A 16168-nucleotide genomic window follows, 5' to 3' on the forward strand; every position below is an offset into this window, starting at 1 on the left:
GTCCGCAGTTGTCGTTCACCTACCATCACGAGATTAGACGGGGAAATTCATGACCTCGAAAGAGCACTCCGGCGGCGGCAGCCAGCTCGAGGAGCTGAACGGGTTCACCAACCCTGGCCTGCCTGAGCACAAGCCGCGACTGACCGACGCCGACCCGCGTGCCCAGAAGGTCGCCGAGCGCCAGGTGGCGCTGTGGTTCATCGCTTCGATGATCGGCACGATCTGGTTCATCGTCGCGTACTTCCTCTTCCCGCTGGGAGAGTCGATGGAGAGCATCCGCATCCACACCATGATGGTGGGACTCGGTGCGGCCGTGGCGATGTTCAGCCTCGGTGCCGGCGCGGTGCTCTGGGCGAAGAACCTCATGAGCGATCATGAGGGCATCGATGAGCGCCATGACATCAACGGCAGCGAAGAGGATCAGGCGATCGCGCTCGAGATCCTCCACCAGGCCAAGGAGGAGTCGGGCATCGCCCGTCGTCCGCTTCTGCGCAACACGCTCATCGCCGCTCTCGCGATCGCACCCCTGCCGGCGATCCTCGTCTTCCGCGACCTCGGTCCGCTTCCGGGCGATGCGCTGTTCAAGACCCTGTGGGGCGAGGGTGTGCGACTCATCCGCGACCCGGGCGGCATCCCCTCCCCTGATTCGGAGCGTCCGATCAAGGCTGAGGACGTCACGATCGGTTCGGCTTTCCATGTCCTTCCCTCCGGCATCGGCGATGACACGAACGAGGGTCATGCGCTCGACGAGAAGGCGAAGGCCGCCGTCCTCCTCATGCGCATCGATCCCAAGGAGCTCAAAGAGGATCCTGCTCGCGCCGACTGGTCGTACGACGGCATCGTCGCGTACTCGAAGATCTGCACGCACGTCGGCTGCCCCGTGGCGCTGTACGAGCACCAGACCCATCACCTGCTCTGCCCGTGCCACCAGTCGACGTTCGACGTGACCGAGCACTGCAAGGTCATCTTCGGCCCGGCGAAGCGCCCGCTGCCCCAGCTGCCCATCACCGTGGACAGCGAAGGCTACCTGGTCGCGCAGTCGGACTTCCCTGAGCCCGTCGGACCTACGTTCTGGGAGATCAACCACCCATGAGTACTTCACAGCCCACCACACCTGTCGGGAAGCTGGCGGACTTCACCGAATCCCGCGTCGGGGCCTCCAAGCTCGTTCGCGAGTTCGGACGCAAGATCTTCCCCTCGCACTGGTCCTTCATGCTCGGCGAGGTCGCCCTCTACAGCTTCGTCATCGTCGTGCTCTCGGGCACCTTCCTCACGTTCTTCTTCCACCCTGCGATGGGTGAGCTCCACTACGAAGGTCCGTGGGTTCCGCTGCGCGGAGTCGAGATCTCCGAGGCCTACAACTCCACGCTCGAGATCTCGTTCGAGATCCGCGGCGGACTCTTCATCCGGCAGATGCACCACTGGGGCGCTCTGCTCTTCGTGGCGGCGCTGAGCCTCCACATGCTGCGCGTGTTCTTCACCGGTGCGTTCCGGAAGCCCCGCGAACTCAACTGGGTCGTCGGCGTCTTCCTCGTCATCCTTGCCATGGCCGCCGGCTTCACCGGCTACTCGCTGCCCGACGACCTGCTCTCGGGCAACGGCCTGCGCATCATCGACGGCATCCTCAAGTCCCTGCCGCTGGTCGGAACGTATATCTCGTTCTTCGTCTTCGGCGGCGAGTTCCCAGGCATCGACATCGTGTCGCGTCTCTACACGCTCCACATCATGATCGTCCCCGCCCTGCTCATCGCGCTCATCGGCATCCACCTGATGTTCGTCGTCGTCCACAAGCACACGCAGTGGCCGGGCGCCGGCCACACCGAGAAGAACGTCGTCGGCGAGCCCGTGCTCCCGACCTTCGCAGCGAAGGGCGGAGGGTTCTTCTTCCTCATCTTCGGTGTCATCTCCGTGATCTCGGCGCTGTTCACGATCAACCCGATCTGGAACTACGGGCCCTACGATCCCTCCCCCGTCTCCGCCGGCACCCAGCCGGACTGGTACATCGGCTGGGCGGACGGCTTCCTCCGCATCGTTCCGGGCTGGTTCGAGTTCTACATCGCCGGCTGGCCGATCTCGTTCAACATCAACAGCTCGGTCATCGTCCTCGGCGGTGTGTTCGCGGCGATGTTCGTCTACCCGTTCTTCGAGGCCTGGCTGCTCAAGGACAACCGCGAGCACCACATCCTCGACCGTCCGCGCAACAACCCCACACGCACCGCCATCGGTGTGGCAGGCATCATCTTCTACTGCAACCTGTGGGCGGCGGCGTCGGGTGACATCATCGCCGTGTTCTTCCAGATGTCGCTCAACGACATGATCTACATCTTCCGTGCGCTCTTCTTCCTCGGACCGATCATCGGCTACATCGTCACGAAGCGCATGTGTCTCGCACTCCAGCGCAAGGACCGTGAGGTCGCGCTGCACGGACGTGAGACGGCGAACATCATCCGTCTGCCCCACGGCGAGTTCCTCGAGCGCCATGAGGCGCTCCCGCCGAACAAGCTGTGGAAGCTCACCGCGTTCGAATCGCCGCACTACATTCCGCCGCAGCCGAACGCTGAGGGCAAGGTGACCGCGCTCGAGAAGTTCCGCGCCCGCCTGTCGAAGTTCTTCTTCGAAGACCGGGTCGCGCCGGTGACGAAGACCGAGCTCGAAGCCTCGCATCACGACCACGAGGCCGTCGAAGGCTCGGATCCGAAGTCGCTCAGCCACTGATCGCGCCGGCGGTCGGCTGATCGTCGACCGGCACCGAGAGGGCCCAGCACGCTATGTGCTGGGCCCTTGTCGTGTCTGTGGCGCGCCGTGCGGTGGCTGCTTTTCGTATCCGCAGGGGTGTGCCCCGCTCGGGCGCGAGCCTGTCCCCAGTTACTGTGCGTCGACGGCCGGAGAGTGTCGCCTCGAGCATGCCGATCCGGTCGCCAAGTGTGCGCTGGGCGTGGCCTGCTCGCCTCGTCTTGATGTCGAGCGCGGCCTGCACTCGTGCTCGAAACGCCTCTCCGAGCACGCCGCACCCTCAGCGCTACGTCCTACGTCTGCACGGGGATGATTTGCCGCTACGTGGGCGTCGTGCGGTGCTTCGCCGGGGGTTTACCGCTTCAGCGGCGTTGTGGCGCTCCAAGTGCGTTGCGGCGCTACGGGTGCGCCGTTGACAGTCGTCGCGGTACATGGGCGTTAGGACGCTGCAGGTGCCTTCCAGCGCTCCGTGTGCGGGATTGTGCCGGGCAGACGCGAGCAACTCTTAGCCGGCGCCGCTGCGCTCCCCCGGCTCGGCTGTGCGCCCCTCCGCGTCTGTGAAAGGCAGACTGTGACAGCAGGTCCGTTGCGTGCCCCCACTATCGAGTCGCCGAGCGCTCCGGCGTGCAACCCGCACCCTCCGCGCTACGTCCTACCGTTGCACGGGGATGATTTGCCGCTACGTGGGCGTCGTGCGGTGCTACAGCGAGGGTTTACCGCTTCAGGGGCGTTGTGGTGCTCCAAGTGCGTTACGGCGCTACGGGTGGGTTTTTGCGATACGTGTGCGGGATGGAGCCCGGCGCAGACACGAGCACCTCTGCCTTGACGCCGCTGCGTGGGCGTTGTGCGGTGCTTCCGCGCGGTTATGCCGCTCCGGGTGCGTTGCGGCGTTGTCGTGTCGCGACGCGGCGGCGCGGGATCGGCGTTGAGGTGCCGCAACGCGGCAACCCGTCCGACACCGGCGCAAGCGTGAATGCGGGAGGGCCCGGACTCCTGAAGAGTCCGGGCCCTCGCCTGCGCGATCAGAGACCTGCGATCAGTGGGCGAACCCGCCGCGATCGTGCTCGTACGAGATGCCGACGAGGGCAACCACGCCGAGCACCGCACCGAACGGGAAGATCCACCAGCCCATCGCGATGCCGTAGAAGGAGACGGCACCGGCGGCGGCACAGACGATCGGCCACCAGCTCCACGGGCTGAAGAAGCCGTAGTCGGCGTCGGCGTCGGAGATCTCCGCGACGTCGTTGTCCTGCGGCTGGCGGCCGACACGACGGTCGGTCAGCCACAGGTAGACGCCGATCATGATCGACATGACTCCGACGAGCAGCAGCGCCGGAAAGCCGACGAGCTCGTTGAAGTGCGTCACGAATCCGTAGACGACTCCCATGGCCATGAAGAACAGACCACAGTAGATGAAGACGTTGATCGATGCTTTCACTTGGCGGTACCTCCGGCGAGCTGAGGTTCGGCGTGGCCGTGGCCGGCGTATTCCAGAAGCTCAGGATGGTTGACGTCGAATGCCGGGCGCTCCGAACGGATCCGCGGCAGCGAGGTGAAGTTGTGTCGCGGGGGCGGGCACGAGGTGGCCCACTCGAGCGATCCACCGTAGCCCCACGGATCGTCGACGGTGACCTTCGGCGCCTTGCGCGATGTGATCCACACGTTCCAGAAGAATGGCACCATCGACAGGCCGAGGATGAGCGAACCGACGGTCGAGACCTGGTTCATCCACGTGAAGCCGTCCTGCGGCAGGTAGTCCGCGTAGCGGCGGGGCATGCCGTCGACGCCGAGCCAGTGCTGGACGAGGAAGGTGCCGTGGAAGCCGATGAAGAGGATCCAGAAGTGGATGTGTCCGAGCTTCTCGTTGAGCATCCGACCGGTCCACTTCGGCCACCAGAAGTAGAATCCGGCGAACATCGCGAACACGACCGTGCCGAAGACGACGTAGTGGAAGTGGGCGACGACGAAGTACGAGTCGGAGACCGACTGGTCGAGGGCCGGGCTGGCGAGGATGACTCCCGTGAGACCGCCGAAGAGGAAGGTCACGAGGAAGCCGATGGCCCACACCATGGGCGTCTCGAACGTGATCGAGCCGCGCCACATCGTGCCGATCCAGTTGAAGAACTTCACGCCTGTCGGAATCGCGATGAGCATCGTCATGAAGGCGAAGAACGGCAGCGCCACCACACCGGTGACGTACATGTGGTGAGCCCACACGGTCACGGACAGAGCGGCGATCGAGATCGTCGCGAACACGAGCTCCTTGTATCCGAACACCGGCTTGCGGCTGAAGACCGGGATGATCTCCGTGATGATGCCGAAGAACGGCAGGGCGATGACGTAGACCTCCGGATGTCCGAAGAACCAGAACAGGTGCTGCCAGAGGATCGGTCCGCCGTTTCCTGGACTGAAGACATGCGAGCCGAGGATGCGGTCGGAGGCGAGGACGAGCAGTGCCGCAGCCAGAGGCTGGAAGGCCATGAGGACGAGGATGCCCGTGATGAGGACGTTCCAGCTGAAGATCGGCATGCGGAACATCGTCATGCCCGGAGCACGCATCGTGATGATCGTCGTGATGAAGTTGACCGAGCCGAGGATCGTGCCGAAGCCCTGCAGCGCGAGTCCGAGGACCCAGAGGTTGCCGCCGGCACCAGGGGTGAACGTCGTGTTGCTCAGCGGCGCATACGCCGTCCAGCCGAACGCGGCCGCACCCTGCGGGGTGAGGAAGCCCGAGAGCGCGATGAGGCTGCCGAAGAGGTAGAGCCAGAACGCGAAGGCGTTGAGCCTGGGGAACGCGACGTCCGGGGCGCCGATCTGCAGCGGCATGATGACGTTGGCGAAGCCGGCGAAGAGCGGAGTCGCGAACATCAGCAGCATGAGCGTGCCGTGCATCGTGAACAGCTGGTTGTACTGTTCCTTCGTCTCGATGATCTGCATGCCGGGCTCAAAGAGCTCGAGGCGGATGATCAGCGCCATCACGCCGCCGACGCAGAAGAAGAAGAACGAGCCGATCAGGTACATGTACCCGATGGTCTTGTGGTCCGTCGACGTGATCCAGTCGACGATGATCTTGCCCTTGCTCCGGGGAACGACCGGAGCGTCAAGAGCCGCTCTGTCTGTCGTAGCGGTCATTCTTGAGCACCTTCTTTCGGGTACCAGTTGCGATCGTATTCGGGCCCGAGCTGACCGGTGTTGCCCTGATCCGCGAGCGACTGCGTGTACTCCTCGAACTCGGCCTTGGAGACGACCTTGACGTTGAAGAGCATCTCCGAGTGGTACTCACCGCAGAGCTCGGCGCACTTGCCGACGTACTCGCCTTCCTTCTCGGCACGCAGGAACAGGCTCTGGTCGTGGCCGGGGATCATGTCGCGCTTCTCAAGGAAGGCGGGAACCCAGAAGGAGTGGATGACGTCACGCGAATGGAGCTTGATCTCGAGATCCGTGTTGACGGGCAGGTAGAGGGTCGGGGCGTTCTCGCCCGGCTTCTCGGTGCCGTCGAGGTTGACCTGCGTGCCCGCGTAGTAGACGTCCTGATTGACGTAGTTGAAGTCCCACGCCCACTGCTTGGCTGCAACCTCGATGACCTGCTCGCCGGGAGTCCGGTCATCGGTGGTCTTCGCCATCACCTGGACGTTCTGGAAGAAGAATCCGAGCACGAGGATGACCGGCGTCACCGTGAACAGGATCTCGATCGGCATGCTGTAGCGCATCTGCACCGGCAGGCCGCGATCGTTCTTGCGGCGGCGGTAGGCCACGATCGCCCAGAGGATGAGGCCCCACACGATGAGGCCGACGATCATCGAAGCGATCCACGCTCCGTTCCACAGGGCGGTGTAGGCCTCCGTGTGGTTGGTCGCACCCTTCGATTCGAGTGGGAAGAATCCGTTGGCAATCTGCTCTTTCGTGCATCCGGAGAGGAGCGCCGGCAGAGTCACCGCGCCCAGAATGCCGAGCCGCTTCGCCCAGGACCGTCGCGGCCCTGACTGATTCGGAGAATCCACGTGCAGCCTTTCACAACCATCTTTCGCCTTTCGGCATGCCGAAGGACGAACTCGTACTTTGTCATCTACCAGACTACCGCTACACACGGTAGAAATTCACATGCAGATGTTCATTTGTTGAGAATTGGCTGAGCGCGATTGCCCCGGAGCGCGGAATCAAGCCGCGCGGCGTACTCGAGACCGCTGATCTCCGACACGCCGAGGCTTTCCAGATGTGGCGTCTGCCACTGTGTGTCGATGAGCCATTCGTCCTCATCGGCCAAGGTCACACCCGTATCCGCACCCTCGTCGAGGAGTCCGACGAGGTGGACGAGCGCGGCCTTCGATGCGTCGGTCTCGCGGTGGAACATCGACTCCCCCGCGAAGAGCGAACCGATCGCGACCCCGTAGAGGCCCCCGACGAGGCGGTCCTCGGCCCAGACCTCGACGGAATGGGCCCAGCCGTCCTCGTGGAGGCCCGTGTAGAGATCGATGATCTCGCGCGTGATCCACGTCCCCGTCCGGGACGGGTCGGCGCATGCGCGGATGACCTCGTCGAAGGCGCCGTCGACGCTGTAGTCGAAGCGGCGCATCGACTTCCGCAGGCTCTTGCTCACCCGCAGGTCGCCGGGCAGGAGCACACCGCGGCGGCGCGGCGCCCACCACCCCATGCGACCTGTGCCCCCGCGACCGATCCCCATGGGGAAGAGACCGGCCCGATACGCGGAAAGGACCTGGGGCTCCGTCGCCGTCGCAGTGACGGCGCGCAGATCCTCCAGGTCCATGTCGCTGTGCTCAGACGATCGTCAGATCGTGGGCTGACTCAGTGGAACGAGTCGCCGCATGCGCACGATCCGCCGGCGTTGGGGTTGTCGATCGTGAAGCCCTGCTTCTCGATGGTGTCGGAGAAGTCGATGGTCGATCCGTTGAGGTAGGGAACGCTCATCCGGTCGACGATGACCTCGACGCCGTCGAAATCGCGGACGGCATCGCCGTCGAGGAAGCGCTCATCGAAGTAGAGCTGGTAGATGAGCCCCGAGCAGCCGCCGGGCTGCACGGCCACACGCAGACGCAGGTCATCGCGTCCCTCCTGCTGCAGCAGGCTGCGGACCTTGTCCGCAGCCGTGCCCGAGAGCTCGACCTCGTGCGTGGCGGTGGCTTCGTTCGTCGCTGTCATTGCTACTCCTCATGTGGTCTTGGGCCCAAGGCTACACCGCGTTCAACGTGCGGCGGGCACGGGCTATTCCCATCGTGTCACGTTTGTCCGCTCAGGCCTCCGCGGGCTCGGCGCCGCCTGTTGCGCTGCCTGCCGCGTCCCTGCGCCCGAGGGCGTCGAGGAGCAGAGCCTCGGCGACGATCGCGGCCTTGAAGTCGGGCAGGTAGAGGGATTCGTTCGCGCTGTGCGCCCGCGCGTCCGGGTCTTCGACGCCGGTGACGAGGATCGAGGCCTGGGGGAACACCTCGAGGAGGTCGGCGATGAAGGGGATCGAACCGCCCAGGCCCATCGTCGCCGACTCCCTCCCCCACGCCTCGGTGAGCGCGTCACGGGCGACCTGGACGACGGGGTCGCTGAGGTCGGCCTGCCACGGGCTGCCTCCCTCGGTCGCACCGATCTTCAGACTCGCCCCGAACGGGAGGTTCTCCTCCAAGTGCCTCGTCACCGCCGCCACCGCGTTCTCAGGCGTGTCGCCTGGGGCGAGGCGGATGGAGAGCTTGGCCCGCAGACTCGGCTGCAGGGTGTTCGAGGAGACGTCGACATCGGGGATGTCGAGGCCGATGACGGTGATCGAGGGCTGGGCCCACAGCCGGGAGGCCAGCGTTCCCGTTCCGATGAGGTCGGTGCCCGGCAGCACGCCGGAGTCCTCGCGCACCGTGGACTCCTCGTAGTCGATGTCCGTCTCCGAGGTGGAGGCGAGTCCGGCGACGGCGACGGAGCCGTTGTCGTCGTGGAGGCTCGAGAGCACCTTCGTCATCGCGAGCATCGCATCGGGGACCACTCCCCCGTACATGCCCGAATGCACCGCATGATCGAGGGTGGCGACCTCGAACTCGACGGCGCACATCCCGCGCAGGCTCGTCGTCAGCGCGGGCACCCCGGCCGCCCAGTTCCCCGAGTCGGCGACGACGATGACATCGGCGGCGAGCTTGTCCCGGTAGCGGTCGAGGAAGTTCCGGAAGCTCGGGCTGCCCGCCTCCTCCTCACCTTCGATGAAGAGCCGGACTCCGACGCCGAGGCGGTCGGCGAGCAGCCGCAGAGCCGTGAGGTGGACCATGATCCCTGCCTTGTCGTCGGCGGCACCGCGGCCGTAGAGCCGGTCCCCCTTCCGGGTCGCGACGAAGGGGTCGGTCTCCCACGCCTCGGCCCTGCCGGGAGGCTGGACGTCGTGGTGGGCGTAGAGGAGGACGGTGGGCGCACCGGCGGGAGCCGGAGCCGAGGCGACGACCGCGGGATATCCCTGCCCGCCGTCCTCGGTGTCCGCGGTGAGGATCTCGACGTCGAGACCGAGATCGCGGGCGAGGGCGGCGACAGCCTCGGCGCTGGCGGTGACCTGGGACGGGTCGAAGCTCGGCCACGCCACCGAGGGGATCGCGACGAGGTCGCTCAGCTGGTCGAGGACGTCGTCGAAGATCTCGTCGACACGGGCGTGGAGGTGGGCGGCATCAGGCGCGGAAGTCGAATCACTCATGCTCCAACGGTAGTATTCATTCCGTGTTCGGAAGCAAGAAGACTCACGAGGACAACGACTCCTCCCCCAAGACCGACGACGACTCCACCGCAGCGGAGGCGTCACCTCGTGATGCCGAGGCGAAGAAGGGCCGCCCGACTCCCAAGAGAAGCCAGCAGGAGGCCGTGCGCCGCCAGCCCCTGGTCTCGAAGGACCGCAAGGTCGCGAATCAGCGGGCGAAGGAACAGCAGCGCAAGGAGCGCGACCGTGCCCGCATCGGGATGATGAACGGTGAGGAGAAGTACCTCACCCGCCGCGACCGCGGGCCCCAGCGCCGGTACGTCCGCGACTACGTCGACGCCCGCTTCTCGATCGGCGAGCTCTTCATCCCGGCGGCGATCCTCATCCTCGTCGTCGCCTTCACCCAGCCGGTGGCGATCCAGCAGTACTTCACCTACGCCGTGTGGGGTCTGCTCGCTCTCGTCATCCTCGACGGCTTCGTCCTCAACTACATCCTCAAGGGACGCCTGCGGGCGAAGTTCGGCACCGTCGAGCGCGGCATCCCGTTCTACGCGGTCATGCGCAGCGTCCAGCTCCGGCCGCTGCGCATGCCCAAGCCGCAGGTCAAGCGCCGCCAGTACCCCGAGTGAGCAGACGGGTCCCCTGACCGCGGATGATCCGTCCGGGCCAGAAGGGACCCGAGTAGACCATCTCCGAGTAGACCTGCACGAGATCGGCTCCCGCGGCCAGCCGTGCGGAGACGTCCCGTCCGTCGCCGAGGCCCCCGACCGAGACGATCGTGAGCTCATCGCCGACGGTGGCCGCGACGAGGCGGAGCACCTCGAGCGAGCGCGCGGCCAGCGGCCTGCCGGAGATCCCGCCGGCCTCCCTGCGCGCGAACGCGGCGTCACTCCCGGTGAGGACAGTCCGGTCGATCGTCGTGTTCGTGACGATGAGCCCGTCGGCGCCTGCCCGTGCGGCGAGATCGCAGATGTCGACGACGTCCTCATCGCTGAGGTCGGGGGCGATCTTGACGAGCAGGGGCACATGGCCGAGTGCTGAGCGCGGGGCGGCGACGACTTCGGCGGCCGTCTCCCGCACCGCGGTGATGATCGGTTCGAGGGCGGACACCGACTGGAGGTCGCGCAGGCCCGGGGTATTCGGGGAGCTGACGTTGATGACGAGGTAGTCGGCCAGAGGTGCGAGCTCCCGCGTCGAGGCGACGTAGTCGGCGACCGCGTCCTCGGCGGGGACGACCTTCGTCTTGCCGATGTTGATCCCGATGATCGGACGCTTCGCCGCCGGCAGCGCAGCGAGCGCCTTCCGCTGCCGGGTGATGTTGAACGAGGCCTGCCGGGCCCCGTCGTTGTTGAATCCCATCCGGTTGAGCAGCGCGCGGGAGCGCAGCAGCCGGAACAGGCGCGGGCGCTCGTTGCCCGGCTGTGCGTGCGCGGTGATCGTACCGACCTCGATGTGCCCGAAGCCGAGCGCGGAGAGCGCACGGACGCCGACCCCGTTCTTGTCGAAGCCGGCCGCGAGGCCCACCCGGTTGGGGAACGGGAGGCCGAGCACCTCGGCGGGCTGCTGCGTCCCCCGGGCGAAGACGACCCGCAGGAGCCTGCCGAGACCGGGGATCCGATCGAGGACGCGCAGTGCGGTGAAGGAGAGATGGTGAGCGCGCTCGGCGTCCATGGGTTTGAAGATCAGAGTGAAGATGAGTCGATACACGCCCCCAACAATAGGGCAGTCGCACATCGCATCGGCGGGCACGTCCACCTCGGCGGGGAATATGGGACTAGGATCGAAGGCAATGCCCGCAGACGAAGAAAGGGAACACATGCCCGGTGCCTCCACCCCCTCCAGCTACTCTTCGACGAATCCGACCAAGGCCGGCGATGCCGTGCTCGTCCTCGGCGTGGCCGACGGCAAGGTGCGCGGACTCGACTCCGCCAAGGCCGCCACCACCGCGCTCAACGACGCCGCGAAGGCGATCGAGTTCACCGGCAAGGCCGGGGCGACCGTGCGCATCCCCTCCCCCAAGGGCGTGGCCGCCGGCAGCGTCCTCCTCGTCGGCCTCGGATCCTTCGACCCCGCGAAGTCCGATGACGACACCGCCGACCGTGAGACCCTGCGCTGCGCCGCCGGCTCCGCGCTGCGGGCCCTGAGCGGGGCATCGTCGATCGCGCTCGCGCTGCCGGTCGCCTCCGCCGAGGATGTCGAGGCCGTGACCGTCGGTGCCGGACTCGGCGCCTACCGCTTCCTCACCTACCGCACCGGCGACGACGACACCGTCCCGGGTCCCGTCACGGTCCTCGGCCCCAAGGGCAAGGCGTTCTCCCGCGCCCACGCCGCCGGCGTCGTCATCGCCGAGGCGACCAACCGTGCCCGCGACCTCGTCAACACTCCCCCGCTCGACCTCTACCCCGAATCGTTCGCCCAGACGGTCAAGGACCAGGCGAAGTCCCGGAAGGTCAAGGTCTCGGTCCTCGGTGAGAAGGAACTCGCCGCGGGCGGCTACGGCGGACTCATCGGCGTCGGACAGGGCTCGACGCGGGGACCGCGCCTGGTCAAGGTCGAGTACAGCCCGAAGGGTGCCCGCCGCCACCTCAGCTTCGTCGGCAAGGGCATCACCTTCGACTCCGGGGGACTCTCCCTCAAGCCCGCCGCGAGCATGGAGGACATGAAGTCCGACATGGCCGGTGCCGCCGCCGTCGTCGAAGCCGTCTTCGCGATCGCCGACCTAGGCCTGCCCGTCAAGGCCACCGCGTGGCTGCCGCTGGCGGAGAACATGCCCGGATCCTCGGCGCAGCGTCCCTCCGATGTGCTCACCATGCGCAGCGGCAAGACCGTCGAGGTGACGAACACCGACGCCGAGGGCCGCCTCGTCCTCGCCGACGCCCTCACCGACGCCGACGCGGAGAACCCCGACCTCCTCATCGACGTCGCGACGCTGACCGGCGCCCAGATCGTCGCGCTGGGCAACCGGACCTCCGGTGTCATGGGCGACGAGGCGGTGCGGGAGAAGGTGAGTGAGCAGGCGAAGATCGCCGGAGAGGACATCTGGCCGATGCCGATCCCCGAGGAGATGCTCGCAGGCTTCGACTCGACGGCAGCCGACCTCAAGAACTCCGGTCCCCGCCCCGGCGGCATGCTCGCCGCCGCGGCGTTCCTCCGCGAGTTCGTCGGAGACGACACCGCGTGGGCGCACATCGACATCGCCGGTCCGAGCTTCAACACCGGTTCTGCGTTCGGCTACACCCCGGTCGCGGCCACCGGTGCCGCAGTGCGCACTCTCGTGCAGCTCGCCCGCAGCGCCGACTGATCAGGGCCTTCCGCACCCCGTCGCGCCGGGAGTGATGCTCCCCACCTGTGGCGGAACAGACAGTGTGTGCTTTCGCGCCTGAGAAGAAAAGTGGAAAGATAAGAGGGATAGCTGCCTGAGGCAGGCTTGACCACAGCTACGAGGAGTAATCCGTGAGTGACTCATTGACCTACGACCTAGTCGTCCTCGGCGGCGGAACCGGCGGCTATGCCGCGGCTCTGCGCGCGGCAGAGCTCGACATGAAGGTCGCTCTGATCGAACGCGACAAGGTGGGCGGAACGTGTCTGCACCGCGGATGTGTGCCGACGAAGGCACTCCTCCACACTGCTGAGGTCGCCGACTCGGCCAAGGAGTCCGAGACGTTCGGTGTCGACGCCGAGTTCAAGGGCATCGACATCGACAAGGTGCTCGAGTACAAGACGAACGTCATCAACCGCAACTACAAGGGCCTCCAGGGACTCATCAAGGCCCGCGGCATCGACACCTACCTCGGTGACGGCAAGCTCGTCGGCAAGGACCAGGTCGAGGTCAAGGGCGCCGATGAGACGTACACCCTGACCGGCAAGAACATTCTGCTCTCGACCGGGTCGACGTCGAAGACGCTCGGCCTCGACGTCACCGACCGGGTGCTCACGAGCACCGAGGCGCTCGAGCTCGACACCGTGCCGAAGTCGGTCATCGTCCTCGGCGGAGGCGTCATCGGCGTCGAATTCGCCAGCGTCTGGAAGTCCTACGGCGCGGATGTCACGATCGTCGAGGGTCTGCCCCACCTTGTCGCCAACGAGGACGAGTCCATCTCGAAGGCCCTCGAGCGCGCCTTCAAGAAGCGCAAGATCAACTACAAGCTCGGCGTCATGTTCAAGGGCGTCGAGGAGACCGCCGACGGCGTCAAGGTCACGCTCGAGGACGGCACCGAGCTCGAAGCCGAATACCTTCTCGTCGCTGTGGGCCGCGGCCCGGTGACCGAGGGCTTCGGCTTCGAGGAGCAGGGCATCCCGATGGACCGCGGATTCGTCCTCGCCAATGAGCGCCTCCACACCGGAGTCGGCAACATCTACGCCGTCGGCGACATCGTCCCCGGCCTCCAGCTCGCCCACCGTGCGTTCGGCCAGGGCATCTTCGTCGCCGAGGAGATCGCCGGGCTGGGTCCGGTGCCGATCATCGAATCGGGCATCCCCCGCGTGACCTACTGTGAGCCGGAGATCTTCTCCGTCGGACTCTCCGCCAAGCAGGCGGAGGAGAAGTACGGGGCGGACAACGTCGAGACCCTCGAGTACAACCTCGGCGGCAACGGGAAGTCGGTCATCCTCAACACGACCGGCTTCATCAAGGTCATCCGCGAGAAGGACGGACCCGTCGTCGGCATCTTCGGCATCGGCGCCCGCCTCAGCGAGCAGGTCGGTGAGGCTCAGCTCATCGTCAACTGGGAGGCCTTCCCTGAGGAAGTCGCGCAGCTCATCCATGCGCATCCGACGCAGAACGAGGCCATCGGCGAGGCGCACCTCGCGCTGGCCGGCAAGCCCCTGCACTTCCACTCATAAGATCCGAGGAGACGAAAGACATGTCGAATTCCGTGCAGATGCCGGCTCTCGGAGAGTCGGTGACCGAAGGTACAGTCACCCGGTGGCTGAAGTCCGTCGGCGACACCGTCGAGGTCGACGAGCCGTTGCTCGAGGTCTCGACCGATAAGGTCGACACCGAGATCCCCAGCCCCTTCGCCGGTGTGCTCGAGAAGATCCTCGCCGACGAGGACGACGTCGTCGAGGTCGGCGGCGACCTCGCCTACATCGGCGACGGCAGCGGCTCCGGGGACTCGGAGACCGCCCCCGAGGAGGAGCCCGCAAGCGTCGCCGCCGGTGCGACCGAAGAGCCTTCTGGTGCGGACGAGGGCGAGGAGTCCTCGACGGAGGAGTCCTCGTCTGACGAGAGCTCTGCGTCGGACGAGTCCTCCGAGACGTCCCCGGAACCCGCCGAGGCGGAGTCCTCCTCCGACGATTCCGGTGAGGGCACCGAGGTGACGATGCCCGCCCTCGGCGAGTCCGTCACCGAGGGGACCGTCACCCGCTGGCTCAAGGAGGTCGGCGACGAGGTCGAGGTCGACGAGCCCCTGCTCGAGGTCTCCACCGACAAGGTCGACACCGAGGTCCCCTCCCCCGTGGCCGGCATCGTCCAGGCGCACCTCGCCGAGGAGGACGAGACCGTCGACGTCGGCGCTCCGCTCGCGCGGATCGGTTCCGGAGCTCCCTCCGCATCCTCGAGCGCGTCAGCTGAGAAGCCGGCAGAGTCCGAGCCGAAGCAGGAGGAGGCGCCGAAGGCCGAGGAGCCGAAGAAGGAGGAGCCCAAGGAGGAGGCTCCCAAGGCCGAAGAGCCCAAGGCCGAAGAGCCGAAGCAGGAGGCACCCAAGCAGGAGTCGCCGAAGGCTGAGGAGCCGGCGGCACAGTCCGCTCCGGCCGCCCAGGCCGCCTCGAAGGCTGAGTCCACCCCGGCGAAGAGCGAGTCGGCTGCCGCGGACACCGTGGGTGAGAACTCCGCCTACGTGACCCCGCTCGTGCGTCGCCTCGCCCGCGACGAGGGCGTCGACCTCTCGACGGTCACCGGCACCGGTGTCGGCGGACGCATCCGCAAGCAGGACGTCCTCGCCGCAGCCGCGAACCGTCCGGCCGCATCCTCGGCGTCGACCCCGGCCGGTGAGTCGAAGAAGCCGTTCACGCTCGAGATCCCCGAGGAGGCTGCGAAGCTGCGCGGCACCACGGAGAAGGCCTCGCGCATCCGGCAGACCATCGCCAAGCGCATGAGCGAGTCGCTCGAGGTCTCGGCACAGCTGACCCAGGTCATCGAGGTCGACATGACCCGTGTGGCCAAGCTGCGCAAGGCGAGCAAGGACGCGTTCCAGTCCAAGCACGGCGTCAAGCTCACCTACCTGCCGTTCTTCGCCAAGGCGATCGTCGAGGCGCTCAAGCAGCACCCGAAGGTCAACGCGCAGTACGACCTCGAGACGCAGGAGATCACCTACTTCGACCACGAGAACCTCGCGGTCGCCGTGGACACTCCGCGCGGTCTGCTCGTGCCGGTGGTCAAGGACGCCGGCGATCTCAGCATCGCCGGTCTCGCCAAGGCCATCGACGACGTCGCCGACCGCACCCGCAACAACAAGATCATGCCCGATGAGCTCTCCGGTGGCACCTTCACCGTGACGAACATCGGCTCGGTGGGTGCGCTCTTCGACACGCCGATCATCAACCAGCCGCAGATGGGCATCATCGGCACCGGTGCGATCGTGCGCCGCCCGATCGTCGTCAAGACGGCCGACGGCGAGGAGTCGATCGCGATCCGCGACATGGTCTACCTGCCGCTGACCTACAACCATCAGCTGGTCGACGGTGCGGATGCGGGTCGCTTCCTGCAGACGATCAAGGCTCGTCTCGAGGACGGCAACTTCGAGGCCGATCTCGACCTCTGAGTCGCAG

The 16168-nt window shown here is 66.4% G+C and carries 13 protein-coding genes; 6 read left to right on the top strand and 7 right to left on the bottom strand.

All coding sequences use genetic code 11. From position 1 onward, the window contains the following. The first annotated feature begins 49 nt into the window (after positions 1–49). Both EZE58_RS16485 and EZE58_RS16490 read left to right on the top strand, forming a co-directional pair. Positions 50–1093, top strand: coding sequence for a Rieske 2Fe-2S domain-containing protein (locus EZE58_RS16485; protein ID WP_009375716.1), 1044 nt, complete (start codon positions 50–52; stop codon positions 1091–1093). Next, positions 1090–2715, top strand: a complete 1626-nt coding sequence (locus EZE58_RS16490) for a ubiquinol-cytochrome c reductase cytochrome b subunit (RefSeq protein WP_009375715.1) — start codon at positions 1090–1092, stop codon at positions 2713–2715. Before EZE58_RS16485 ends, EZE58_RS16490 begins: the two co-directional genes overlap by 4 nt. Positions 2716–3769: 1054 nt before the next feature. Here the strand turns inward: EZE58_RS16490 and EZE58_RS16495 are convergent. The 6 genes from EZE58_RS16495 to EZE58_RS16520 all read right to left on the bottom strand — a co-directional run bounded on the left by EZE58_RS16495 (position 3770) and on the right by EZE58_RS16520 (position 9400). Beyond that, positions 3770–4171 (bottom strand): cytochrome c oxidase subunit 4, encoded by a 402-nt coding sequence (locus tag EZE58_RS16495; protein ID WP_009375713.1) that lies wholly within the window; start codon positions 4169–4171, stop codon positions 3770–3772. Then, positions 4168–5865, bottom strand: coding sequence for a cytochrome c oxidase subunit I (ctaD, locus tag EZE58_RS16500; protein WP_009375711.1), 1698 nt, complete (start codon positions 5863–5865; stop codon positions 4168–4170). Before ctaD ends, EZE58_RS16495 begins: the two co-directional genes overlap by 4 nt. After that, positions 5862–6734 carry a cytochrome c oxidase subunit II gene (coxB, locus tag EZE58_RS16505; RefSeq protein ID WP_040341014.1) on the bottom strand — a complete coding sequence of 291 codons (873 nt, stop codon included), beginning with the start codon at positions 6732–6734 and terminating at the stop codon, positions 5862–5864. Before coxB ends, ctaD begins: the two co-directional genes overlap by 4 nt. Before the next feature lie 110 nt (positions 6735–6844). Next, positions 6845–7498: a leucyl/phenylalanyl-tRNA--protein transferase gene (gene aat, locus EZE58_RS16510; RefSeq protein ID WP_009375709.1), complete on the bottom strand. Its 654-nt coding sequence runs from the start codon at positions 7496–7498 to the stop codon at positions 6845–6847. 38 nt (positions 7499–7536) lie between these two features. Beyond that, on the bottom strand, positions 7537–7890 hold the full coding sequence (locus EZE58_RS16515; protein ID WP_009375707.1) for an iron-sulfur cluster assembly accessory protein: 354 nt from the start codon (positions 7888–7890) through the stop codon (positions 7537–7539). A gap of 91 nt (positions 7891–7981) precedes the next feature. Continuing rightward, a complete protein-coding gene (locus tag EZE58_RS16520) occupies positions 7982–9400 on the bottom strand; it encodes a M20/M25/M40 family metallo-hydrolase (RefSeq protein WP_167560952.1) in 1419 nt (472 codons plus the stop codon). Between the two features lie 23 nt (positions 9401–9423). Here EZE58_RS16520 and EZE58_RS16525 point away from each other — a divergent pair, with 23 nt between their 5' ends. Further along, on the top strand, positions 9424–10029 hold the full coding sequence (locus tag EZE58_RS16525) for a DUF3043 domain-containing protein (protein WP_009375703.1): 606 nt from the start codon (positions 9424–9426) through the stop codon (positions 10027–10029). Here the strand turns inward: EZE58_RS16525 and EZE58_RS16530 are convergent. Then, entirely contained in the window at positions 10004–11107 is a 1104-nt protein-coding gene (locus tag EZE58_RS16530) for a quinone-dependent dihydroorotate dehydrogenase (RefSeq protein WP_167560954.1), read from the bottom strand. The genes EZE58_RS16525 and EZE58_RS16530 overlap by 26 nt on opposite strands. Positions 11108–11216: 109 nt before the next feature. Between EZE58_RS16530 and EZE58_RS16535 the strand changes: the two genes are divergently transcribed. The 3 genes from EZE58_RS16535 (at position 11217) to sucB (ending at position 16161) form a co-directional block, all read left to right on the top strand. Continuing rightward, entirely contained in the window at positions 11217–12701 is a 1485-nt protein-coding gene (locus EZE58_RS16535) for a leucyl aminopeptidase (protein ID WP_167560992.1), read from the top strand. Positions 12702–12853: 152 nt separating this feature from the next. Continuing rightward, a complete protein-coding gene (gene lpdA / locus EZE58_RS16540; protein WP_063250492.1) occupies positions 12854–14242 on the top strand; it encodes a dihydrolipoyl dehydrogenase in 1389 nt (462 codons plus the stop codon). A 20-nt stretch (positions 14243–14262) separates the two neighbouring features. Continuing rightward, complete coding sequence (sucB, locus tag EZE58_RS16545; protein ID WP_167560956.1) at positions 14263–16161, top strand: 2-oxoglutarate dehydrogenase, E2 component, dihydrolipoamide succinyltransferase; 1899 nt, start codon at positions 14263–14265, stop codon at positions 16159–16161. Positions 16162–16168 lie beyond the last annotated feature (7 nt).

It is taken from the genome of Brevibacterium sp. LS14 (assembly GCF_012027885.1).
GTDB lineage: Bacteria > Actinomycetota > Actinomycetes > Actinomycetales > Brevibacteriaceae > Brevibacterium > Brevibacterium casei.